This window comes from Rhizobium sp. SG570 (assembly GCF_012275345.1).
Taxonomy (GTDB): domain Bacteria; phylum Pseudomonadota; class Alphaproteobacteria; order Rhizobiales; family Rhizobiaceae; genus Rhizobium; species Rhizobium lusitanum.
Genome location: NZ_JAAZQI010000001.1, coordinates 152,806 through 175,485, shown reverse-complemented (window position 1 = coordinate 175,485; position 22,680 = coordinate 152,806). Strand labels below are relative to the sequence as shown.

The following is a 22,680-nucleotide window of genomic DNA, read 5'->3' as shown; positions in this document are numbered from 1 at the left end:
ATGATTAAAACCGTATCCACCACCCCCTACGCGGATCAGAAACCCGGCACCTCGGGCCTGCGAAAGAAGGTTCCCGAATTCCAGCGGCCGAATTACGCGGAAAACTTCATTCAATCGATTTTCGATTCGCTCGAAGGCTATCAGGGCAAGTGCCTGGTCATCGGCGGCGACGGCCGTTACTACAATCGCGACGTCATTCAGAAGGCCATCAAGATGGCCGCCGCAAACGGCTTCGGCAAAGTGATGGTCGGCAAGGGCGGCATCCTCTCGACGCCCGCTGCCTCGCACATCATCCGCAAGTACAAGGCGTTCGGCGGCATCATATTGTCGGCCAGCCACAATCCCGGTGGCCCGACCGAAGATTTCGGCATCAAGTACAATATCGGCAATGGCGGCCCGGCGCCGGAAAAGATCACGGATGCCATCTACGAGCGCTCCAAGGTCATCGACAGCTACAAGATATCGGATTTTCCGGACATCAATCTCGACCGCATCGCCCGCGAAGATATCGGCGGCATGATCGTTTCTGTCATCGACCCCGTCGAAGACTACGCTGCCCTGATGGAGGAGCTGTTCGATTTCGGCGCCATCCGCAACCTGATCAGCCTCGGCTTCCGCCTCTGCTTCGATGCGATGAGCGCGGTCACCGGGCCCTACGCCAAGGAGATCTTCGAGATCCGCCTCGGGGCGCCCGATGGATCGGTGCGCAACTTCCTGCCACTGCCCGACTTCGGCGGCCATCACCCTGACCCGAACCTCGTCCACTGCAAGGAGCTCTACGACGAGATGATGGGCGACGATGCGCCCGACTTCGGCGCGGCATCGGATGGCGACGGCGACCGTAACCTGATCATCGGCAAGGGCATCTACGTCACGCCGTCGGACAGTCTGGCGATCCTCGCGGCCAACGCTAACCTCGCGCCCGGTTATTCGCACGGCATCGCCGGTATCGCCCGCTCCATGCCGACCAGCGGTGCTGCCGACCGCGTCGCCGAAAAGCGCGGCATTGGCATGTACGAAACCCCGACCGGCTGGAAATTCTTCGGCAACCTGCTCGATGCCGGCATGGCGACGATCTGCGGCGAGGAAAGCTCGGGCACCGGCTCCAACCACGTTCGCGAAAAGGACGGCCTTTGGGCTGTGCTGCTCTGGCTCAACATTCTCGCCGTGCGCGGCGAAAGCGTCGTCGATATCGTCACGCAGCATTGGGCCACCTACGGCCGCAACTATTATTCCCGCCACGACTATGAAGGCGTCGACACCGATGCCGCCAACGGCCTGATTGCCGCGCTGCGCGAGAAGCTGCCGACCCTGCCGGGCACGAAGTATGGCGATCTCACTGTTTCCGCCGCCGACGACTTCGCCTATCACGATCCGGTCGATAAGTCCGTCAGCCAGCATCAGGGCATCCGCATCCTGTTCGAGGGCGGCTCCCGCGTCGTCTTCCGCCTGTCTGGCACCGGCACGACGGGCGCGACCCTGCGCGTCTACATCGAACGCTACGAGCCCGACCCGACCCGTCACAACATCGAGACGCAGGAAGCGCTCGCAGACCTCATCACCGCAGCCCAGGAAATCGCTGACATCAAGGGCCGCACCGGCCGCGACGCCCCGACTGTTATCACCTGAACCTACGGATTAAGCCCTTCTCCCCCACATTTGCGGGGAGAAGGTGGCTGGGAGCCGCCGAATGAAGTGAAGCGGCGACTGGTCGGATGAGGGGCCTTCTCAAAATTCGCCGCGACCGCAGAACTTGCCGGACGCTCTGCCCCTCACCCCAGCTCTCCCCGCAAGCAGGGAGAGGGAACCATCTCTAGCGATCCGGAAAGCCCGCCAGACATGTCAGAGCCGACAATCCGCTGCCTTGGCGCTACCCTCACCGAAACGGGCATTGAATTTGCCGTCTGGTCCAGACATGCCGAACGGATCGAATTTTGCCTGTTCGATGCCGAGGGCAAGAAGGAAATCTCGCGCCTGCCATTGACCCGCGACGGCGACGAGCATCGCCTTTTCGTCAAGGGTGCCAAGGAGGGCATGCGCTATGGCCTGCGCGCCCACGGCACATACGATCCCGACCAAGGCTTGTGGTTCGATCCGTCCAAACTGCTGATCGATCCCTATGCCAAGGAGATCGACCGGCCGTTCCGATACGATCCGCGCCTCGGAACCTTCGGCGAAGACACGCAGGATCTCATGCCAAAGGCGATCGTCTCACGCGATGTCACTGTTGCCCCGGCCAAGCCGCTGTTTCAGCCGGGCGGCCTGATCTACGAGATCGCCGTCAAGCCGTTCACCATGCTGCATCCGGACGTGCCGGTGGAAAAGCGCGGCACGCTCGGCGCCCTCGCCCATCCCTCCATCATCGCCCATCTCAAGCGCCTCCAGGTGAACGCCATCGAGCTGATGCCGATCACCGCCTGGATCGACGAACGGCACCTGCCGCCGCTCGGTCTCACCAACGGCTGGGGCTACAATCCCGTCGCCTTCATGGCGCTCGACCCGCGTCTCGTGCCCGGCGGTATCACGGAGTTGCGCGAGACGGTCGCGGCCCTCCATGCCGAGGGGATCGCAGTCATCCTCGATCTCGTCTTCAACCACACGGGCGAAAGCGATCGCCAGGGGCCGACGCTATCGCTGCGCGGCCTCGACAACCCAACCTATTTCCGTCATCTGCCGGATCAGCCCGGCACGCTGGTCAACGACACAGGCACCGGCAATACCGTCGCCTGCGACCAGCCGGCGACGCGCAAGCTCATCATCGACAGCCTCCGCCATTTCGTCCAGCACGCCGGCATCGACGGTTTCCGCTTCGACCTCGCCACGGTGATCGGGCGCGGCACCAAGGGGTTCGATCCCGAAAGCATGACACTGCGCACCATGCTGGCGGATGACGTACTTCAGGATCGCATCCTCATCGCCGAACCCTGGGACATTGGTCCCGGCGGTTATCAGCTAGGGAATTTTCCAGCACCTTTTCTCGAATGGAACGACCGCGCCCGCGATGATCTCCGCCGCTTCTGGCGCGGTGACAGCAGGATCGGCGATCTGGCGACGATCCTTGCCGGCTCCTCCTCCATCTTCGGCCGCGACGGCCGCACGCAGACGCGCAGCGTCAACTTCCTCGCCGCCCATGACGGCTTCACGCTGATGGACCTCGTCTCCTATGCCGAAAAGCACAATGAAGCCAACGGCGAGAACAACCGCGACGGCCACAACGAGAATTTCTCCTGGAACAACGGCGCCGAAGGCAAGACGGACGACCAGACCATCCAGAACAAGCGCCGCGCCGACGTCGAAGCGATGCTTTCGACGCTCTTTGCCACGCGCGGCACGATCATGCTGACGGCCGGCGACGAAGGCGGTCGCAGCCAGCAAGGCAACAACAATGCCTATTGCCAGGACAATGCCATCACCTGGATGGACTGGTCAGCCCTCGATGAGGATCTGATCGGCCACACGGCGTGGCTTGCAGGCCTGCGCCGCCGCTTCAGCGCCTTCAGCGATATGGACTTCTTCAAGGGGGACGGCGACATCCTCTGGTTTTCCGCCGCGGGTACGCCGATGTCCGTGCCGGACTGGGATGCACCGGCAGCCGACGTGCTCGGCATGGCAATCGAGACGCAAGACCAAGAAGCCGGTCGGCCAGTGCGACTCGCCATCCTCCTCAATCGCGCAGCCGACGAACTCCACACCACGCTGCCACCATCCGAAAAAGGCGGTTGGTCGCTGTTGAGCCCGTCGGGTGAACCATCAGCCGACGAGCAGATCACGATCCCCGCCCGCTCCGTCAGTTTCTTCGTCGAATTTTGACCCGGTTGCACTTTCTGTCCCAATTCGCCAGAAAGGGCCATTGACCCCTTAGACTGACGAGGATGGGAATGCCCGGCGATATCTCGCTTGTTGAAATCATGAAACGTGTGGGAACGGAGATCGGCATTTCCGATTGGCTCGCGGTCGACCAGACTATGATCGATACCTTCGCCGACGCGACGCACGATCACCAGTTCATCCACGTCGATCCCGAGCGCGCTAAAGCGGAAACGCCCTATGGCGGTACCATCGCGCATGGCTTTCTGACGCTCTCGCTACTCTCGGCGCTGAACTACAGCGCCCTGCCTAAGATCCGCGAGCAGACCATGGGCATCAACTACGGCTTCGAGAAGATCCGTTTCATGTCGCCGGTCAAATGCGGCGCGCGCGTGCGCGGCCGTTTCATGCTCGCCGAAACCCGGCTGCGCGGCGCCAATATGCTGATGCTAACCTATGATGTGACGGTCGAAATCGAGAATGAACGCAAGCCGGCATTGACTGCGACATGGACGACCATATCGCAGTTCGATCCGAAGGATCGGCCGGTAGAAGCCTGACCAGCCGGGATGCGGAGCCATTAAAGGCTCGCATCCTCCGCCGCTTCGGCCAGAAGGCCGAAGGCATAGTCAGAGAAGGAGCGCCAGACCTCGACGCGGAACGTTTCCTCGTCGAGCCGCAGCAGCACGACTTCGACCTTGCCAAACAGCGTGCGCGAGCAGGCGCCGACTGGGAAAGCCTGCAGCGAAAGATCCTGCGGGCAGCCGCCCGAAAGCGTTGCTTCCGCGCCGGGGCCGGACACGATCACGGCGGTATTGCGATGCGAGACATCGACTGCCGAGTGCAGCACGCCGGCCGAGGCCGCAAGGCCGACCAGATCGGCGCCGTTCTCATCGATGACGAGCCATTCGTCCGGGCCAAGCCAAAGGGCATGACGGCCGTTGGCGCTGGCAGAGGTCTTCGGCCGGTTCGGCATTTGCAGGCCGAGCGCCTGCGAAAGGCCGCCGATGGAATCGCTCGGCGCGCGCAGCGAAATGCGGCTTGCGGGCGCGGCAGGCGTCAGCCTGACGGTGGCGGAACCGCCGTGGCGGCCGGCGAGCGGCAGTTTACGGGTTGCGAGATCAACCATTGATCCGGCCTCCTTCCTTGTCAAAGAACACCAGATCCGTCACCTCGACTGATATCGTCTTGTCGGGCATCGGCACATAGAGCGTCTTGCCCATGCGATCGCGGCCGCCGGCGACCAAAGCGAAGGCGATGGAGCGGCCGAGATTTTCCGACCAGTAGGCCGAAGTGACGTGGCCGAGCATGGTCATCGGCTTCTGCTCGTTCGGATCGGCGACGATTTGCGCGCCTTCCTCCAGCACAATCTTCGGGTCGCGCGTGACGAGGCCGACGAGCTGCTTGCGGCCTTCCTTCACCAGATCCGGCCGCTTCAGGCCGCGGATGCCGACGAAATCCGTCTTCTTCTTGGAGACGGCCCATGAGAGACCGGCATCGTCTGGCGTCACCGTGCCGTCGGTATCCTGACCGACGATGATATAGCCCTTTTCGGCGCGCAGTATGTGCATGGTCTCGGTGCCATAGGCGCAGGCGCCCAGCGGCTCGGCCCGCGCCCAAACGGCTTCGAGAACCGACTGGCCGTAATCGGCCGGCACGTTGATTTCATAGCCGACCTCGCCGGTAAACGAGACGCGGAACAGCCGCGCCGGCACGCCGCACACCTTGCACTCGGCCACGCTCATATGCGGGAAGGCCTCGTTGGAAAGATCGAGCCCCTCGACCAGCGGCTCGATGATCTCGCGCGCCTTCGGTCCCTGCACTGCAATGACAGCCCATTGTTCGGTCGTCGACGTCAGCCAGACTTTCAGATGCGGGAATTCCGTCTGGAGATAGTCTTCCATGTGATGCAGCACACGCGGTGCGCCGCCGGTTGTGGTGGTCACGTGGAAGCGGTCGTCTGCCAGACGTCCGACGACGCCGTCGTCATAGACGAAACCGTCCTCGCGCAGCATGATGCCGTAGCGGCAGCGGCCGGGCTTCAGCGTGTCCCAGGCGTTGGTGTAGATCAGGTTCAGGAACTCCGCCGCATCCGGCCCGACCACCTCGATCTTGCCGAGCGTCGAGGCATCGAACACGCCCGCCACCTCGCGCGCCGTGCGGCATTCGCGGTCGACGGCCTGATGCATGGTCTCGCCGGCGCGCGGATAGAACCACGCGCGCTTCCAGTTGCCGACATCCTCGAAGATGGCGCCATGCGCCTCTTCCCAGGCATGCATCGGCGTCTTGCGGGCGGGATCGAAGAGCGACCCGCGCGAATGGCTGATCAGCGTGCCATAGGTGACCGGCGTATAGGGCGCGCGGAAGGTGGTGAGACCCACCTGCGGGATATCCTTGCCAAGCATTTCGGCGGCGATCGCCAGCCCGTGCATATTGGAAAGCTTGCCCTGGTCGGACGCCATGCCGTTGGTGGTGAAGCGCTTGATATGCTCGATGGAATGCATGCCCTCGCGCACGGCAAGGCGGATATCCTTGGCGCAGACGTCGTGCTGGAAATCGACGAAGGCCTTGGCATTGGTGTCCGGTCCTGCGCCCTCGGCAGCGCCGATCATGCCACCGGTCCATTCGAAAGCCTGCTCCGCCTGGAGCTGGATCTTTTCCCCGCCACTTGCTCCGGCTGCGCGCGCCATGAGCTCGCCGGCAGCAAGCGATTCCTCGATCGCCGCCTGCAGCCCGTCGGTGCCGTTGCATGCGCCGACGGAAAGACAATCCTGGACATAGGTGCCCGGCAGGAAACGCTGCTTCTCCGCATCGAACTTCAGCTTGCCGCGCGACTGCGAGAACAGATGCACCGACGGCGTCCAGCCGGCCGAAACCAGCAGCGCATCCACGGCGATCTTGCGAGAGCTGGAGCTGCCATTGCGCGCAACGGTCATGGACGAGACCCGCAGCTTGCCGGCCGTATCGACAACAGCATAATCAGCCATGACCTCGATGCCGAGCCGCTTTGCCTCGGCAACGACTGCCTCGCCCGGCCGCACCCGGCTGTCGACGATGGCAACGACTGAGACACCGGCGCGCTTGAGATCGAAAGCGGCTTCGTAGGCCGAATCATGCGCGGTATAGACGCCGATCTTGGCACCGACGGCGACACCATAATGGTTGAGAAAGGCGCGCGCGGCTGACGCCAGCATGATGCCCGGCCGGTCGTTGTTCGGGAACACCATGTGGCGTTCGATAGCGCCAGTCGCCAGGATGACGCGCTTGGCGCGGACCTGCCACAGTCGCTCGCGCGGCAGGTTGCGGCCCGGCTTCGCCAGATGATCGGTCACCCGCTCGGCAAGCCCGAAGAAATTGTGATTGTAGTAGCCGAAGGCCGTCGTGCGGGTCAGCACCTCGACATTCGGCATCGCCTTCAGCCTGGCAACAATCTCCTGCGCCCAGGCATAGCCCTCGACGCCGTCGATCTTGACGCCGGTGTCGAAGCGCAGCGCGCCGCCTGCTTCCGCCTGCTCATCGCAGAGGATGACCTTTGCGCCGGTTTCGGCAGCGGCCAATGCCGCTGAGAGGCCGGAAATGCCGGCGCCGACGACCAGCACGTCGCAATGGGCATAGCGGCTGGCATAGTGATCCGGATCCTCTTCCGTCGGCGCGACGCCAAGGCCGGCGGCGCGACGGATGAAGGGCTCGTAAATGTGCTTCCAGGCCGCCTTCGGCCACATGAAGGTCTTGTAGTAGAAGCCAGCGGCAAAGAAGGGCGACATCAAATTGTTGACGCCGCCGATATCGAAGGCGAGCGATGGCCAACGGTTCTGCGACTGCGCCTTCATGCCGTCGAACACCTCCTGCACGCTGGCGCGGACGTTCGGCTGGCGCCGGGCCGCATCGCGGGAGATGTCGAGCAGCGCATTCGGCTCCTCGGCTCCGGCCGACAGGATGCCGCGCGGGCGATGATACTTGAACGAGCGGCCGACGAGATGAACGCCATTGGCAAGCAGGGCGGAGGCGACGGTGTCGCCTTCGAGAGCCGTGTAGCTTTTGCCGTCAAAGGTGAAGCGGGCGGTTCTGGCGGGCGTCAGACGCCCCTTGCCCGCAATACGATTGGCGCCGCTCATTCAGCAAATCCCTCTTTTTGTGCCGTCTGTTCTTGTTCGCTCTGGCTCGGGGCTAACGGCTCGGATGCGCCCGGCAGAAGCGTTGAAGGATCCGGCTTCGGCTCGCCGGCCTTGTAGGTGCGGTAGAAATGGTCGCTCACCGTGTCGCGCGCCGCGTTGAAGAAGCGGCCGCAGCCATGGATATGCCGCCAGCGTTCGAAGATCAGGCCCTTCGGATTGTCGCGCAGGAAGAAATATTCCTCGAATTCCTCGTCAGAGATTCCGGCGATATTGGCCGGCCGCACGATATGCGCGTCGCCGGCGTTGCGGAATTCGAGTTCCGAACGCTCTTCCTCGCAATAGGGGCAGTAAATCAGCAGCATCGTTTTCTACCTGTGTTAAAGCTCGGAGCCGGAAAGGCTTGTACCGGGTGGCTGCGCGCAAAGCTGCCGTCCCATGGTGACGAAAGGTGTTATGCGCTTCAGCAGCGCCTCCAGCGACCCGTAGGGTTTCAGCACGTTGGTCATCCCCAGATTGATCAGACTCATGCCCAGCAGATCCGTGTCGACTTCGAAAGCCCTCGTGGCCGCCGGCGTCTGTTCCGGCACGAAATAAACGGCCGGCTTGTTCAGCACCTTGACGCAGGCAAGCACGCCGCTTTCGGCCACGAACGGCCAATCCGCTTCGTCCTGTGCCTTGTGGATCACCTGCATGCGAACATCCCCGGCCCCCGGAAAGAGATCGCTGACCTTGGTCACGATCGTCCCTGCCGGAAGCGAAAATCCCGCCGCAAGAACGATCCCGACCGCCGCCAGCATCAATGCGCCACGGCAGCCGCTGCCGCCTCGTCGATCAATCGGCCAGTGCGGAAACGATCCAGATTAAGCCCGGCATTGAATTTGTGCGGCTCGTCGCGGGCAATCAGATGCGCAAACAGATTGGCCGAACCCGGCGTTGCCTTGAAGCCGCCCGTGCCCCAGCCGCAGTTGACATAGAGCCCCGGCACCGGTGTCTTCGACTGGATCGCGGACCGATCCGGCGTGTTGTCGACAATGCCGCCCCAGGAGCGCATCATCTTCACGCGCCGGAACATCGGGAAGAGTTCGCAGATCGCATCCAGCGTATGGGTGATGATCTGCAGGCCGCCGGTCTGGCTGTAGGAATTATACTGATCCGTGCCGGCGCCGATAACGAGCTCGCCCTTGTCGGACTGCGAGATATAGGCATGCACCGTGTTCGACATGACGACGCAGGGGAAGATCGGCTTCAGCGGCTCGGAGACCAGCGCCTGCAATGGGCTCGACTGCAGCGGCACACGCACGCCCGCCATCTGCATGACAACAGTGGTATGACCGGCTGCGGAAACGCCGATCTTCTTGGCACCGATGAAGCCCTTGCTCGTGTCGACACCGGTCACGCGGCCGTCCGGCCCGCGGCGGATGCCGGTCACTTCGCAATTCTGGATGATATGCACGCCGCGATCCGACGCCGCGCGGGCAAAACCCCAGGCGACCGCATCGTGCCGCGCCGTGCCGCCGCGACGCTGAAGGGCGGCGCCATTGATGGGGTAACGCGCGGTGCTGGAAATATCGAGCGGCGGACAAAAGGCCTTGGCCTGCTCCGGCGTCAGCCATTCATTGTCGATGCCGTAGAGCCGGTTGGCGTGGATATGCCGTTTGAACGATTGCTGGTCGTGCACATTGTGCGACAGCATCATCACGCCGCGGGGCGAATACATGACGTTGTAATTGAGATCCTGAGACAGCCCTTCCCAGAGCTTCATCGAATGCTCGTAGATGTGCATGCTCTCTTCATAGAGATAGTTCGAGCGGATGATGGTCGTGTTGCGGCCGGTATTGCCGCCGCCGAGCCAGCCCTTCTCGATAACGGCGACATTGGTGATGCCGTGCTCCTTGGCGAGATAATAGGCCGCGCCCAGGCCATGACCGCCGGCGCCGATGATGACGACATCATACTCCTTGCGCGGCTCCGGCGAGGTCCATTGAGCCTCCCAGCCCTTGTGAGCCCGCATCGCTTCCCTTGCCACGGCAAAAACCGAGTATTTACGCATTCGCCCTCAACTCCTTCAGGCATGACGCCCTTTTATGGGTCATACAGATCGCAAATCAAAAACCGACACAACGGCTCTTTTGCGACGCATTCAGGACCGGCTTTCGACACGGTGAAAAAGAATGGGCGAACGCAACGTCAAACCATCTGTGGAGTCTGTGCCGATGTGGCCGAATTCATGTCCGCTTGAAGAACAAACCACATTGTTGCGTAACGGGTAAAAAGAAGACACGCGGCAAGCAAATAAAAGGAAGTCATCAAAATTAGCAAAGCAAATTCGAAAACCGTTCCCTCTGCGTGACCCTTAATAGCGAGTACTCCGAAGCCGAAACCAATCAAAAACATCATAGCGAATTGCCCGCAAAGTGTCATCCAGCGCGCCCAGTTCACCCGTTTATGGACAACCAGCCAAACCCAGAAGATTTGGATGCAAAGAATCGCAATTTGTAAAATCGTGAAAGCCAATGGTGCTTCAGCAAAACGACTGGCAGTCCGATCCCAGTTCACCACCTGATTTATCAAAACAACCGCCACCCCAGCATATGTGAGGCGTTCGTAATATCGAACGCTCGTTGGCATGGTCTTATCGCTCATAATTCCCAGCTCCATCCTACTTGCGCTGTAGGTGACAAACCTTCACCCGGCCACCACGGCCGTCGCTGCGCCAGATGCATCCTTCCTTGCGCGGCCTATGGTTGTAAAGGTAGATTCTCGCGCGATGCTTGCTATCGAAGGTCTGGTTCGAAAAATCATGACCGCCGACGCGGACGTTCTTACCAAAACGCACCTCACCGGCTGCGGCAGGCGCAAGCATTGCAGCAAGAACGACCAAAGCAACCATGGGCATTGCAAGCAGCCTCCCGGCAGCAACGAGGCCGAGTGATTCCATAAAGTGATTCCTCCTCTCGCATCGGACGACTGAACGGATGCGCGAATGGTTGTGATACAGAACCTTCGCACCGGCATGTCAGCGGTCGCTAAACATCGAAAACCAAGTCCGCACCCTATACGGCGAAGGTACCAATAGCCCAATTCAGGGCTCGACAAGCCGCTTTTTACCCGGCAAACTCACGATCTGGCTAGACTTTGACAAACCGATCTGCTATCTCGCCTAACCAATCGCAAGGCTACGGCTGCGCGAACGTTATATTTTTGCCTCCTGGCGCCGCCGTCGCCGCTGGCATTAACCAAACCAAAGGAACGTGATTCTCGTGCAGGTACTTGTCCGCGATAACAATGTCGACCAGGCTCTCCGCGCTCTCAAGAAGAAGATGCAGCGCGAAGGCATTTTCCGCGAAATGAAGATGCGCGACTACTACGAAAAGCCGTCGCAGAAGCGTGCTCGTGAGAAGGCTGAAGCTGTTCGTCGTGTTCGCAAGCTGGCACGCAAGCGCGCGCAGCGTGAAGGCTTGGTCGCACGCTAATCGTCGTCTTTTCGACGTTTTCAGATGTATGTGTGGCGGGGGCGAGTCGTTCGCCGCCGCCTTTTTGATTTATTCTGCGTACAAATCGGATTAGATCAGAACAGCCTGATATGACGCATGGGAAAGCGAACCCGATAATGGCAATCACGACTACCGAACGGCTCCGTACTTCGAACCTGCTCTTTTTTGTTTCGAAGCGCGCCGCCGCACTGCCAGCTTTGGCGATTCTTGCCGCAATCAGCCTATCCGGCTGCCAGACTGCTTCCACCGATAACGTGATCCGCATCGACAAGGCGCAGGGCTCCTCGGAGAATATCGCTTCGCTGACCTCGGTCATCAATGCCAATCCACAGGATCCGGAAGGCTACAATGTTCGCGGTACGGCCTACGGCCGCGGCGGAGATTTCAGCCGCGCGCTTGCGGACTTCAATCAGGCGATACAGCTCAATCCGAAGTTCTATCAGGCCTATGCCAACCGCGCGCTTATCTACCGCAACATGGGCAAGCTGCCGGAAGCGGTCGCGGACTACAATGCCGCGCTGCAGATCAATTCCAACTACGACGTCGCCTATATCGGCCGGGGCAATCTCTATCGCCAGTCAGGTCGCGACGACGACGCGTTCAACGACTATTCCAAGGCGATCAGCTTGGGAACGACGGATGGCCGTGCCTTCAACGGCCGCGGCGTGATCTATCAGAAGCGCAATCAGCAGGATAAGGCGATCGACGATTTCTCCAAGGCGATCTCGCTGTCCCCGAACTCGCCCGAGCCCTACAACAGCCGCGGCATTTCCTATCTTGCACAGAACGACGACGACAACGCCTTCGCCGACTTCAACCATGCGATCGATCTTGACAACAAGGTCGCCCAATCCTGGGCGAACCAAGCCTTCGTCTACGAGCGCAAAGGCGACAAGGCGAAAGCCCGCCGTTCCTACCAGCATGCCGTCAACCTTGATCCAAACTACCAGCCGGCCAGAGATGGCTTGGCGCGCGTGGGCGCCGGCTCCTGACATAGCCGCATAGCAATGAGACGTTGAGCCGCCGACGATCCTTCGTCCGGCGGCTTTTCTTTGCGTCATCGAACGCCTAGTCTCGAATATCTCCCCATCCAAACGAGACCACGACATGCCCTCCCCCCAGAAAATCATCGTTATCGGCGCTGGCATCATCGGCGCCTCCATCGCCTGGCATCTCCAGCGCAAGGGTGCGTCCGTCACGACAATCGCGCAAAAGATTGGCGGCGAGGCAACACCGAATTCCTTCGCCTGGATCAATGCCAGCTGGGGCAATCCCGAGTTCTATTTTCATTTCCGTCACCGCTCGATGGCCGAATGGTCGCGGCTTGCGGCGGATCTGCCCGGTCTGCCACTGTCCTGGTGTGGCGGATTGTGCTGGGATATGCCGGAGGCCGCACTGGATGCCTATGCCGCGCAACATCATGGTTGGGGCTATGGCATACAGCCGGTCAATCGTGCGACGAGCGTCATGATCGAGCCGAACCTCGCCACCCCACCCGACTATGCGTTGCATATCGCCGAGGAAGGCGCCGTCGAGCCCGTTGCTGCAGCCGAGCTGCTGCTGCAGGACGCCGGTCGTCATGGCGCCGGGCTTCTGCACGGTGTCGAGGTGACAAGTCTATTGACTGAGAACGGCAGGATCGCCGGCGTCGAGACAAATGAAGGGCCGATGCACGCCGATCATGTCGTTCTTGCCGCCGGCGCCGGCACGGCAGCAATTGCCGCATCGGCCGGCATTCATGTGCCGCTCGAAACGCCGCCTGGTCTGATCGTTCATTCCCGCCCCACGCCGAAACTGCTGAACGGCCTGGTGATGGCTCCGGAACTTCACATGCGCCAGACGATGGAAGGCCGGATTATTGCCGGCGGTGATTTCGGCGGCACCGCTCCCGGCGACAATCCACAGAAAGCCGCAGGCGAGCTTTTCGCCAAGGTGAAGGCGGCATTGAAGGGAGGCGATGCGTTGGAACTCGATTTCCATACCATCGGCTATCGTCCGACACCGAAAGACGGCCTGCCCATCCTCGGCGGTGTCGACGCCAGGCCAGGGCTCTATCTTGCGGTCCTTCATTCCGGCGTCACGCTCGCGCCGCTCGTCGGGCTGCTGGCAGCGGAGGAAATCCTCGATGGCAAGGAGGTTACGGAACTCTCCCCTTTCCGACTATCGCGCTTCGCCTAAGGCGGACGATGGGGCGCGGACGCGCAACCACAACGATGCATCACCGCCCCGTAAACGCCCGGGATTATTTACGATTTCACGGCAATGAATTTTCAGATGTTGCAAGGCAATTTGCCGAGCCCTAACATGGGTGCCCTGAGAGTATGTAGCTCAGGGTCTAGGCATGGGGGCGCTTGGCATGATGACCGGAACCGTTATTCTTGCTTCCGCAAGCGCTCCCGATCGTCATCGAGGTACGATCGGTTGATCGCACCATGAGGAAGCTGCATTTCCCGAAGGCGTCGATTGGGGCTTATCTGATCGCCATCGCACTGGCGATTGCCTTGCCCATTCTCGCCTTCGTCGCGCTGCTTTTGGTCCAGCTCGAAAACAATGAACGCGATGCATTGAAAGGCGACACAGTTCAGGACGCCCAGTCTTTGGCCCGCGTGATCGATCGGCAACTGCAGGATATGGCGACGACCCTGCGGCTGCTCTCCTCTTCGCCTGAGTTGGAGCACAACGATATCGAGACCTTTTTCACCCGGACGGAGACGGTGTTGCGCACCGATGCGCTTTTCGTCCTGCTCCTGGAAAAGGATGGCCAACTTCGGTTGAACACACGCTGGCCGCTCGGCAAGCCGCTTGGCAAGACGGGCAACATCGCCGCGCTGCAATCGGCGCTGGACTCCGGACGCATCGAGGCGTCCGATGTCTTCGTAGGCCCGAACGCCCGTCGATGGGTCTATAACGTCACCCTCCCGCTCGATCATTCGCCGGCCGGCGCCGCATTGGCGATAACCCAGGATGCGGATCAGCTCGCCAAGCTCATCACGACGGAAGCCCTCCCCCCGGGCTGGTCGGCCGCGGTCCTGGACAAATCCGGCCACGTCGTCGCCGCCGGCGGCCCGACGATCCTTTCCCCCGGCGATACATTCAACAAGGATATTCTGCCCAAATTGATCGCTTCCAGCGGCGTCTATCAGGATGACAAGGTCCTGCCGCACTCGCTGCTCGGCTATGCGCAGATCTCCGGCTGGTCATGGAAAGCGGTCGTGTGGGGGCCTGTCATCTCGGCACAGGCATCGCTGATGAGCACATGGCGTTTCCTGATTTATGGCGGCGTCACATTGCTGCTGGTCGCGCTGATCGCCGTCTATGCCCTGGCGCGCCAGGTACGCATAACCATACAGAGCATCGCCGACATGGCGGATCGCATGGGCCGGGGCGAGATCGTGTCGCCGATCGACAGCAGTGTCGTCGAGGCCAATCAGGTGGCCGTCGCGCTTTCCAACGCGTCCTTCGACCGCAGCGTCACCGAGGACCGGCTGCATTTCGTCATGCACGAGCTCGTCCACCGCACCAAGAACCTGCTGGCGCTCGCCCAGGCGATGACCCGCCAGCTCGCACGCCAGACGGATAGCGTCGATACCTTCCAGCGCGCGGTCGCCGACCGGCTGGAAGGATTGGCGCGCTCGATAGAGGTCCTGACCAGCGAGCAATGGTCCGGCGTCTCGCTGCGCCGCGTGATCGACATCCATCTGGCGACCTTCCTGCAAGGGCCGCAACAGCTCGACGTAAAAGGCAACGATTTCCTGTTGAAGCCCGAAGCGGTGCAGAATCTCGGCTTGATCCTGCACGAGCTGGCAACGAATTCGGTAAAATACGGAGCGCTCTCGGCCCCCGAGGGCAAGATTGCCATCGAATGGACGAACGAGCCAGGTGAGACCGGACCGATGATCCGGTTCGTCTGGACTGAAAGCGACGGCCCGCCGGTCAAACCACCGACCGAGACCGGCTTCGGCACGACGGTCACGAAAGCCCATGCCGCCGCATCCTTCAGCGGTCATGTCGAGATCGATTTCCGGCCCGCTGGCCTCGTATGGATACTCACCGCCCCGCGCGCCACGATGGAGCGCAAGCGAACATAGAACGGGTTACGATCGGGAATGGGGTGTGAACGTTACTCGTTCATCGCCTTGACGATCTCTTCCGTCACCTTCTTGGCGTCACCAAGCAGCATCATCGTCCCGTCCTTGTAGAACAGGGTATTGTCGATGCCGGCATAGCCGGAGCCGAGGGAGCGCTTGACGAAGAGGCAGGTCTTGGCCTTGTCGACGTCGAGGATCGGCATGCCGTAGATCGGCGAGGTCTTGTCGTCGCGCGCGGCCGGATTGGTGACGTCGTTGGCGCCGATGACATAGGCGACATCGGCCTGCGCAAATTCGGAATTGATGTCCTCGAGCTCGAACACCTCGTCATAGGGCACGTTTGCTTCGGCGAGCAGCACGTTCATATGGCCGGGCATCCGTCCGGCGACCGGATGGATAGCATATTTCACGTCGACGCCGTGCGCCTTCAGGCGATCGGCCATCTCGCGCAGCGCATGCTGGGCCTGGGCAACCGCCATGCCGTATCCCGGCACGATGATGACCTTTGAGGCATTCGCCATGAGATAGGCTGCATCCTCAGCCGAGCCGAGTTTGACGGTCTTGTCGGAATTATCGGCGCCGCCCGACACGCTTTCACCGCCGAAGCCGCCGAGAATGACCGAGACGAAGGAGCGGTTCATGCCCTTGCACATGATGTAGGACAGGATCGCCCCGGAGGACCCCACAAGCGCGCCGGTGATGATGAGCGCCAGATTGCCGAGCGTGAAGCCGATGCCGGCGGCCGCCCATCCGGAATAGGAATTCAGCATCGACACGACAACAGGCATGTCCGCCCCGCCGATCGGCACGATCAAGAGCACGCCGAGCGCCAGCGACAGGACGACGACGGCCCAGAAATCGAAATGGCTTTCGCTTACCGCAAGGCCGATGATGAAAAACACGATCAGGATAAGCAGGGCGGTATTTATGATGTGCCGGTATGGCAGCAGGATCGGCTTGCCGGACATGCGCCCGTCGAGCTTCAGGAAGGCGATGATCGAACCAGTAAAGGTCAAGGCACCGATGGCCACACCGATCGCCATTTCGATGCGGGCCTCGGTGTGGATGGATCCGATATTGCCGATGCCGAAGGAGGACGGCGTATAGAGCGCCGACGCCGCCACCAGAACCGCCGCCAGGCCGACCAGCGAGTGGAAGCCGGCCACGAGCTGCGGCATCGAGGTCATCGGGATGACGCGGGCAATGTAGGCGCCCGCTCCGCCGCCGATGGCGAGGCCGAGAACGATCAGCACGAAGCCGCCGAAGGACGGCGTTGCCAGCACCAACGTCGTGACGATGGCAATGCCCATGCCGATCATGCCGTACAGATTGCCGCGCCGGCTGGTTGCCGGGTGGGAAAGGCCGCGCAGCGCAAGAACGAACAGGACGCCGGAAACCAGATAGAGGAAAGCCGCGATATTGGTCAGCATGCCGCCCTCACTTGTCTTTCTTCTTGTACATCGCCAGCATGCGCTGGGTGACAAGGAAGCCACCGACGATATTGACCGAAACGAGCACCAGCGCCACGAAGCCGAAGCCCGTGGCCAATCCGCTGGCGGAAATACCGACCGCCAGCAGCGCGCCGACGACGATGACGGAGGAGATGGCGTTCGTTACCGCCATCAGCGGCGTGTGCAGGGCCGGCGTCACCGACCAGACCACATAGTAGCCGACGAAGATCGCCAGCACGAAGATCGCGAACTGGAAGACGAAGGGATCGATCGCCCCGCCGGTTGCGGCGCTGGCCGCCTCAGGCGCTTGTGCCGCAGCGGTCATGACGGCGGTAACGGCATCATTCAGTTGCTGGAGTGCCCGATCCATTGCTTGGCTGGCCATTTCAGAGATCTCCCTTCTTGACCGTCGGCTGGTCGGGATCGACGAAATTCGGGTGCACGACTTCGCCGCCATCGGTCAGCATCGTCGCCTTGATCAACTCGTCGGCGCGATTGAGGCCGAGGCTCTTGCTGTCCTTGTCGACCATCGTTTCCAGGAAGGTGACGAGGTTCTTGGCATAGAGAGCCGACGCGCTCGCCGGGATCCGGCCGGCCATGTTGGGATATCCGACCACCCTGACGCCTTCGACATCGGCCACGGCGCCGTATTCAACGCCCTCGATATTGCCGCCGCGCTCGACGGCGAGATCGACCGCGACCGCACCCGGGCGCATGGCCTTCAGCATGTCGCGACTGACAAGCCGAGGGGCAGGACGTCCGGGGATAAGCGCTGTTGTGATGACGATATCCTGTTTGGCGATGTGATCCGCGACCAGCGCTGCCTGCTTGGCCTGATATTCCCCGGACATTTCCTTGGCGTAGCCGCCGGCTGTTTCGGCGGCCTTGAACTCCTCGTCCTCGACAGCGATGAATTTCGCGCCGAGCGAGGCGACCTGCTCCTTGGCTGCCGGACGCACGTCGGTGGCCGACACCAGAGCACCCAGCCGCCTTGCCGTCGCGATCGCCTGCAGACCGGCAACGCCGGCGCCCATGATGAAGACCTTTGCCGCCGGCACCGTACCTGCCGCCGTCATCATCATCGGCAGCGCCCGGTCATAAACGGCGGCAGCCTCGATGACTGCCTGATAACCGGCAAGGTTTGCCTGCGACGACAGGACATCCATCGACTGCGCGCGCGTGATGCGGGGCATCAGTTCCATGGCGAAGCTCGTCAGCCCGGCGCGCGCCATCTCGACAAGGGCTGCCTCGTTGCCATAGGGATCCATGATGGCGATCACGATCGCGCCGGTCTTGTAGCCGGTCATCTCCTTGCTCGTCGGTCGCCTGACCTTGAGAATGACATCGGCCCGCTTAGCATCCTTCACAGCGCCGATGCGCGCACCGATGGCTTCGTATTCGCGGTCCGGAATGCGCGAGGAAGCGCCCGCACCGGCTTCGATCACGACGTCGAAGCCGAGGCTTCTCATCTTTTTTACTGTCTCGACGGACGCCGCGACGCGCGCTTCCTCCGCCACGCTTTCCTTGGCCACGAAAACCAGATTACCCAACGACAACACCTCGCATCAAACGGCCGCACGCCCAAATGCGGTGGCGTGACAGCCCGCAGAATTACGGGAAGGCTCGAGCCAGATAGGCCCGGCGTCGATCAGCGCTGGAATGTCAGCGCAACAGGATAATGCTGGCGATGGAAAGAACGATGAAAATGAGGACGCCACCGAGGAAGCCGGCATGGCCGAAGAAGCCTGCCGCCATGGCGATCAACAATGCGGCAATGATCGCAGATCCGACCCGGGCGCTCGAGAGGAAAAGATTATAAGTCTTCTCATGCTCCTTGTAGTCCATAGGAGCACCGGTTTCAGCGGGTCCGGTATTATGTTCGGCCATTCAAAAATCTCCCCTCGATGCGCTCCTCCCGAAAGACCCGACAACAGACGGGCGGTTGGAGTTCGTCCTCAAAAGCCACGGCATCTGGTAAGGAGATGCCGCAGCCGAATTTCCTCTACCGAGGGGTTACACAAAGCGACGAAAAATGCAATGCACGAGAAGGTCGCATCAGCGCGCAGGCTAGCCGAATTGCCCGCGAATATCACGCCGGACGCCGCTTGCCAGTCTCGCGGTCGGCAGAATGGTCAAGGGAGGCGAGCCGGTATCCTCGCCGCGGGAAAACATCATGCGTCGCTCGCAGGGCTCGGAATCGAAGAACGGATATCGCTGCATCAGCTTGCCGCGGATCTCCTTTGATCGAGATGCCAGAAGCGTCAATTCGAAACCATAGGTCTTGGTCATGCGGGGCGGAACGACCGTATCGGCGTAGAACACACGCTTGTAAAAGGCCGCATGCGCCGGACGAATATGCTGCATCACCCTGTCGGTGTCGAAATAGATGGCACCCACGATCGCCGGTCTCAGCGTCAGATAGGGCAAGGCCGGCAATTCCAGCTCGAAATCGGGGTCGACGGCAAAGCGTGCCGGGTCGATCAACGTCATGCCGGCATCGAGGAAGGCATGAATTTCGTCCGGGAAAATGCCGGTTGACTGGCACACGCGATGATCCGGCGTGACATGGTGTATCCGCACCGTGCTCACCAGCTCCTCGTAATAATAGACGCCGAAGATATAGGCATGGTCGTCGAAGTCTATGTCGTCGATCAGGTTCTTGGCCGCCACGGGCAAGACTGCGTGCGCCTTATAGGCCTTGTAACGCAGCCGCGCGACATCCTCCATGTCCTCGCTGCTTTCAATTCGGCGGTATTCTACGTGATCGAGCACCTCCATCAGCTTGCCGGCAAAGCCGCTTTCTTTAATACTCACATGAGTCATGGTTAATGTTCCGTTATGATTAACGGACCATTATTGGTATTAAGAGAAAAATTGATCAATGTTTGTTTCAAATTTTCATTAACTATTCGTTCATAAAGGTTAATTTTTCAACGAATACCGGTATAGATTCGAATATGATCAGGTTCTGAATATTGCATTACTGCTATTCATGAAGGTGCGCATGCGCCCACCGGAACCATCCTATGAAGGCACAGGCCTGATATTCGTGGAGGCAGTCAGGTGACTGTCAGCTCTGGTCTGATGTGGAAAGAACGACGTGAATGGCATGCACCGGCGGGGCGGTGAGACACGGTCGTTACTATGCGCCTTTCAGGGCAGGTGCTTCAGCGACGCGGTCTGAAAAGCTTCGACCGCCTCACGCGACATTGTCCTGCCGCAGGGCCGGCTGCCGGCGGCTGAGGCTGTCGACCATCTCGACGACTTGTTCGCGCGACACGGGAACAGAGAACACATAACCCTGGATGATGTCAGCCAGGTTCTTCTCAACGACTAGCGCCAGTTGCTCGAGCGTCTCCACACCCTCGATCACGATGTGGAGGCTGAGGGCGCGGGAGAGATCGACGATGCCGCACAGCAGCTTGAAACGACGGCTGTCGGTTGTGATGTCGCGGACGAAGGAGCGATCGATCTTGACGACATCCACGGGCAGCGAATCGAGATAGCTAAGGCTGGAGAAGCCCGTTCCGAAATCATCGATGGCGACCGTGATGCCTCTGGCACGCAGATCGGCAAGAATGGACCGGACTGTCGCCACCTCGTCCATCAGGCAGCTTTCCGTGACTTCGAGATGCAACCGCGACGGCTCCAGCCCCGATGCTTCCAGTGCATCCATGACGATATCGACGATATCGTTGCTACGCAGATCCTGTGCCGAGAGGTTGACCGACACCGACACTGGCGCTGGCCATGAAACGCAATCCCGACAGGCCTGGTTGATCATGAAGCGGGTGATACCGCCAACGATGCCCATCTCCTCGGCGATCTGCACGAAGATGTTGGGAGGGATGGAGCCCTTCTCCGGATGAATCCATCGCGCCAGAGCTTCGCAGCAATCGATGCGGGAGCCATCCGGCGTGAACATGGGCTGATACACCGCCTGAAGGCGGCCGGCTTCCACCGCCTCGCGCAGATCCTCCTTCAGCCTTTGCCGCTCGACATAGCGCGCATCCATCTCCTCTTCGAAGGCGGTGCAGCCACCCTTCATCCGCAGCTTGGCATCGAACAGCGCTAGGTCGGCCTTGATCTGCCATTCCTCCGAGCGAAATTCGCGGCTCGACATGGTCACGTAACCGCCGCTGAAGGAAATCCGAAAGCTGTTGCCATCCACATCGTAAGTGCCCGTCACCGCGGCATGCAACGCCTGCACGCAGCTCCCCACGTCCGACGTGCCATCCTCATTCGGGAAAAACAGCACGAACTGATCGCCCACCAGACGCGCGGCAAGCGCCGTGGTGCCGGCAAGCTCCTTCAGACGCTCAGCGATGGCGACCAGCAGACGGTCTCCGGTCACATGCCCCTTGGTGTCATTCACATGTTTAAAGTCGTCGACATCGAGAACCAGGATGCCGATCTGGCTTTCTCTGGTGCGAGCGGCAAGCTGCTCCTTGACCAGCTCGACGAAATATTCACGGTTCGGCAAGCCCGTCAGTGGGTCGTAGCGCACCATATGCAGGATCTTGCGCTCCGCCCGGATACGCACTGTCACATCCTCGAAGATCAGGATGACGACACCGTCGGCGCGACGGCTGGCCGCAAACTCCAGAAACTGATCCTCATTGAACTGAATGAGCGTGCGCGAGAGCGAACCGCTGACGAGTTGCGCCATCTGCCGCTGGATCAATCCAGGCAAGGAGCCGTCAATGAATGCATGACGCGCACCATACCGCAGCACGACGTCGAATTCGCAATCCTTCAGCTGCTCCTGATGTGTGAAATTCAGGAGTTCGCATGCCTTGCGATTGACCACGAGGATACGGTTATGGGCATCCAGCATGAACAGGCCATGCGTCATATTATTGAGCGCGGTGTCGAACCGGTCGGCAATCTGCGATATCTCGCGCGACGCGATGACATTCTTATAGAGAAACTCGCGCACGCCGTTTGCCATCGCGCGCGTCGTCAACCCGAAGGGAACGAGCATGATGGAAACGATCGCCTTATAGAGCTGTTGCGACATCAGGCAGGCGATGATGATCGGCAGGCAGCATGCCAGGGTCTGGAGGTCGATCGCTTTCTGGGAACCATAGTTGCGGCCGACGATCGACACCATCGACGCCATGGTCACCGCGATGCAGATGAATTCAGCCAGCGGATCCTGCACGATCAGGATGGCATAGCCGCTGCCGATGCCGAGAATGGACGCCGTGGCCGCAGCACCGATCACATAGCGGGTTTCCCAACGAGCGATATCGGCACGCGCGAAGCTGTGCTTGTCGGCGGCATCGAATAACCAGAAGGAGTACATGCGTAACGCAAAGACAGCGGCAAAAGCCAGGCACAGAACGAGATATATATTTGCACGCGTACTCAGGAAAACGACGACGTATGTCAGGATGTGAACGAACACCCCCGTAAACAGCGTTTTACGGTTTCCGAAAAGCGAACTGACGAACGACAGATAGACATCTGTCGGCACGGTGTCCGGGCTTGGAGGCTTCATTCAGAGTTCCCCTGATGCGGCGGACACCCTAGGTGAAACGTTTTAAAATTTGATTGCCCAAATAGGATGCATCCGGGCGAATTTACCAATCATGCCGGTAACTTACGCTGATTTAAAGTTGCACACCACACCGTATTCGCGCATTCACCTAACGATTACTCTACCCGCAATATATGTTTCAAGTCACTCATGAAAAGCAGAGTATTACCGAGGGCTTAAACG

General features: G+C 60.6%; 20 protein-coding genes. 7 read left to right on the top strand and 13 right to left on the bottom strand.

Going from position 1 to position 22,680, the window contains the following annotated elements:
- From FHT28_RS00840 to FHT28_RS00830, 3 genes are all read left to right on the top strand, one after another.
- Window positions 1–1,629 carry an alpha-D-glucose phosphate-specific phosphoglucomutase gene (locus FHT28_RS00840; RefSeq protein WP_047555315.1) on the top strand — a complete coding sequence of 543 codons (1,629 nt, stop codon included), beginning with the start codon at window positions 1–3 and terminating at the stop codon, window positions 1,627–1,629.
- 210 nt (window positions 1,630–1,839) lie between these two features.
- Window positions 1,840–3,810 carry a glycogen debranching protein GlgX gene (glgX, locus tag FHT28_RS00835; RefSeq protein WP_168595350.1) on the top strand — a complete coding sequence of 657 codons (1,971 nt, stop codon included), beginning with the start codon at window positions 1,840–1,842 and terminating at the stop codon, window positions 3,808–3,810.
- A gap of 68 nt (window positions 3,811–3,878) precedes the next feature.
- Window positions 3,879–4,367, top strand: coding sequence for a MaoC family dehydratase (locus FHT28_RS00830; RefSeq protein WP_047555313.1), 489 nt, complete (start codon window positions 3,879–3,881; stop codon window positions 4,365–4,367).
- A gap of 20 nt (window positions 4,368–4,387) precedes the next feature.
- On the opposite strand, the gene FHT28_RS00825 is transcribed toward FHT28_RS00830, so the two are convergent.
- The 7 genes from FHT28_RS00825 to FHT28_RS00795 form a co-directional block, all read right to left on the bottom strand.
- Window positions 4,388–4,936: a sarcosine oxidase subunit gamma gene (locus FHT28_RS00825; protein WP_037196349.1), complete on the bottom strand. Its 549-nt coding sequence runs from the start codon at window positions 4,934–4,936 to the stop codon at window positions 4,388–4,390.
- Window positions 4,929–7,922, bottom strand: coding sequence for a sarcosine oxidase subunit alpha (locus FHT28_RS00820; RefSeq protein ID WP_168595349.1), 2,994 nt, complete (start codon window positions 7,920–7,922; stop codon window positions 4,929–4,931). Before FHT28_RS00820 ends, FHT28_RS00825 begins: the two co-directional genes overlap by 8 nt.
- Window positions 7,919–8,284 (bottom strand): sarcosine oxidase subunit delta, encoded by a 366-nt coding sequence (locus FHT28_RS00815; RefSeq protein WP_168595348.1) that lies wholly within the window; start codon window positions 8,282–8,284, stop codon window positions 7,919–7,921. The genes FHT28_RS00820 and FHT28_RS00815 overlap by 4 nt, the downstream gene beginning before the upstream one ends.
- Before the next feature lie 15 nt (window positions 8,285–8,299).
- On the bottom strand, window positions 8,300–8,719 hold the full coding sequence (locus tag FHT28_RS00810) for a hypothetical protein (RefSeq protein ID WP_037196346.1): 420 nt from the start codon (window positions 8,717–8,719) through the stop codon (window positions 8,300–8,302).
- Window positions 8,719–9,972, bottom strand: coding sequence for a sarcosine oxidase subunit beta family protein (locus FHT28_RS00805; RefSeq protein WP_037196345.1), 1,254 nt, complete (start codon window positions 9,970–9,972; stop codon window positions 8,719–8,721). Before FHT28_RS00805 ends, FHT28_RS00810 begins: the two co-directional genes overlap by 1 nt.
- A gap of 137 nt (window positions 9,973–10,109) precedes the next feature.
- Window positions 10,110–10,565, bottom strand: a complete 456-nt coding sequence (locus FHT28_RS00800; protein WP_168595347.1) for a hypothetical protein — start codon at window positions 10,563–10,565, stop codon at window positions 10,110–10,112.
- Between the two features lie 16 nt (window positions 10,566–10,581).
- The gene (locus FHT28_RS00795) at window positions 10,582–10,818 is read right to left on the bottom strand and encodes a hypothetical protein (protein ID WP_246704788.1); all 237 of its coding nucleotides are present in this window, start codon (window positions 10,816–10,818) and stop codon (window positions 10,582–10,584) included.
- A gap of 364 nt (window positions 10,819–11,182) precedes the next feature.
- Here FHT28_RS00795 and rpsU point away from each other — a divergent pair, with 364 nt between their 5' ends.
- From rpsU to FHT28_RS00775, 4 genes are all read left to right on the top strand, one after another.
- Window positions 11,183–11,395, top strand: coding sequence for a 30S ribosomal protein S21 (gene rpsU / locus FHT28_RS00790; RefSeq protein ID WP_003585885.1), 213 nt, complete (start codon window positions 11,183–11,185; stop codon window positions 11,393–11,395).
- A 137-nt stretch (window positions 11,396–11,532) separates the two neighbouring features.
- Complete coding sequence (locus FHT28_RS00785; RefSeq protein WP_037196343.1) at window positions 11,533–12,408, top strand: tetratricopeptide repeat protein; 876 nt, start codon at window positions 11,533–11,535, stop codon at window positions 12,406–12,408.
- A 115-nt stretch (window positions 12,409–12,523) separates the two neighbouring features.
- Window positions 12,524–13,594, top strand: coding sequence for an FAD-binding oxidoreductase (locus FHT28_RS00780; protein ID WP_037196342.1), 1,071 nt, complete (start codon window positions 12,524–12,526; stop codon window positions 13,592–13,594).
- A gap of 254 nt (window positions 13,595–13,848) precedes the next feature.
- Window positions 13,849–15,504 carry a sensor histidine kinase gene (locus tag FHT28_RS00775; protein WP_037196585.1) on the top strand — a complete coding sequence of 552 codons (1,656 nt, stop codon included), beginning with the start codon at window positions 13,849–13,851 and terminating at the stop codon, window positions 15,502–15,504.
- Window positions 15,505–15,536: 32 nt separating this feature from the next.
- On the opposite strand, the gene FHT28_RS00770 is transcribed toward FHT28_RS00775, so the two are convergent.
- From FHT28_RS00770 to FHT28_RS00745, 6 genes are all read right to left on the bottom strand, one after another.
- On the bottom strand, window positions 15,537–16,931 hold the full coding sequence (locus tag FHT28_RS00770) for an NAD(P)(+) transhydrogenase (Re/Si-specific) subunit beta (protein WP_168595592.1): 1,395 nt from the start codon (window positions 16,929–16,931) through the stop codon (window positions 15,537–15,539).
- A gap of 10 nt (window positions 16,932–16,941) precedes the next feature.
- Window positions 16,942–17,340 (bottom strand): proton-translocating transhydrogenase family protein, encoded by a 399-nt coding sequence (locus tag FHT28_RS00765; RefSeq protein WP_037196341.1) that lies wholly within the window; start codon window positions 17,338–17,340, stop codon window positions 16,942–16,944.
- Between the two features lies 1 nt (window position 17,341).
- Window positions 17,342–18,505, bottom strand: coding sequence for a Re/Si-specific NAD(P)(+) transhydrogenase subunit alpha (locus tag FHT28_RS00760; RefSeq protein ID WP_168595345.1), 1,164 nt, complete (start codon window positions 18,503–18,505; stop codon window positions 17,342–17,344).
- 112 nt (window positions 18,506–18,617) lie between these two features.
- Window positions 18,618–18,842, bottom strand: a complete 225-nt coding sequence (locus tag FHT28_RS00755; protein WP_037196339.1) for an aa3-type cytochrome c oxidase subunit IV — start codon at window positions 18,840–18,842, stop codon at window positions 18,618–18,620.
- A 180-nt stretch (window positions 18,843–19,022) separates the two neighbouring features.
- Entirely contained in the window at window positions 19,023–19,778 is a 756-nt protein-coding gene (locus tag FHT28_RS00750) for a hypothetical protein (RefSeq protein ID WP_037196338.1), read from the bottom strand.
- A 376-nt stretch (window positions 19,779–20,154) separates the two neighbouring features.
- Window positions 20,155–22,458: an EAL domain-containing protein gene (locus tag FHT28_RS00745; RefSeq protein WP_092573472.1), complete on the bottom strand. Its 2,304-nt coding sequence runs from the start codon at window positions 22,456–22,458 to the stop codon at window positions 20,155–20,157.
- Window positions 22,459–22,680: the final 222 nt, after the last annotated feature.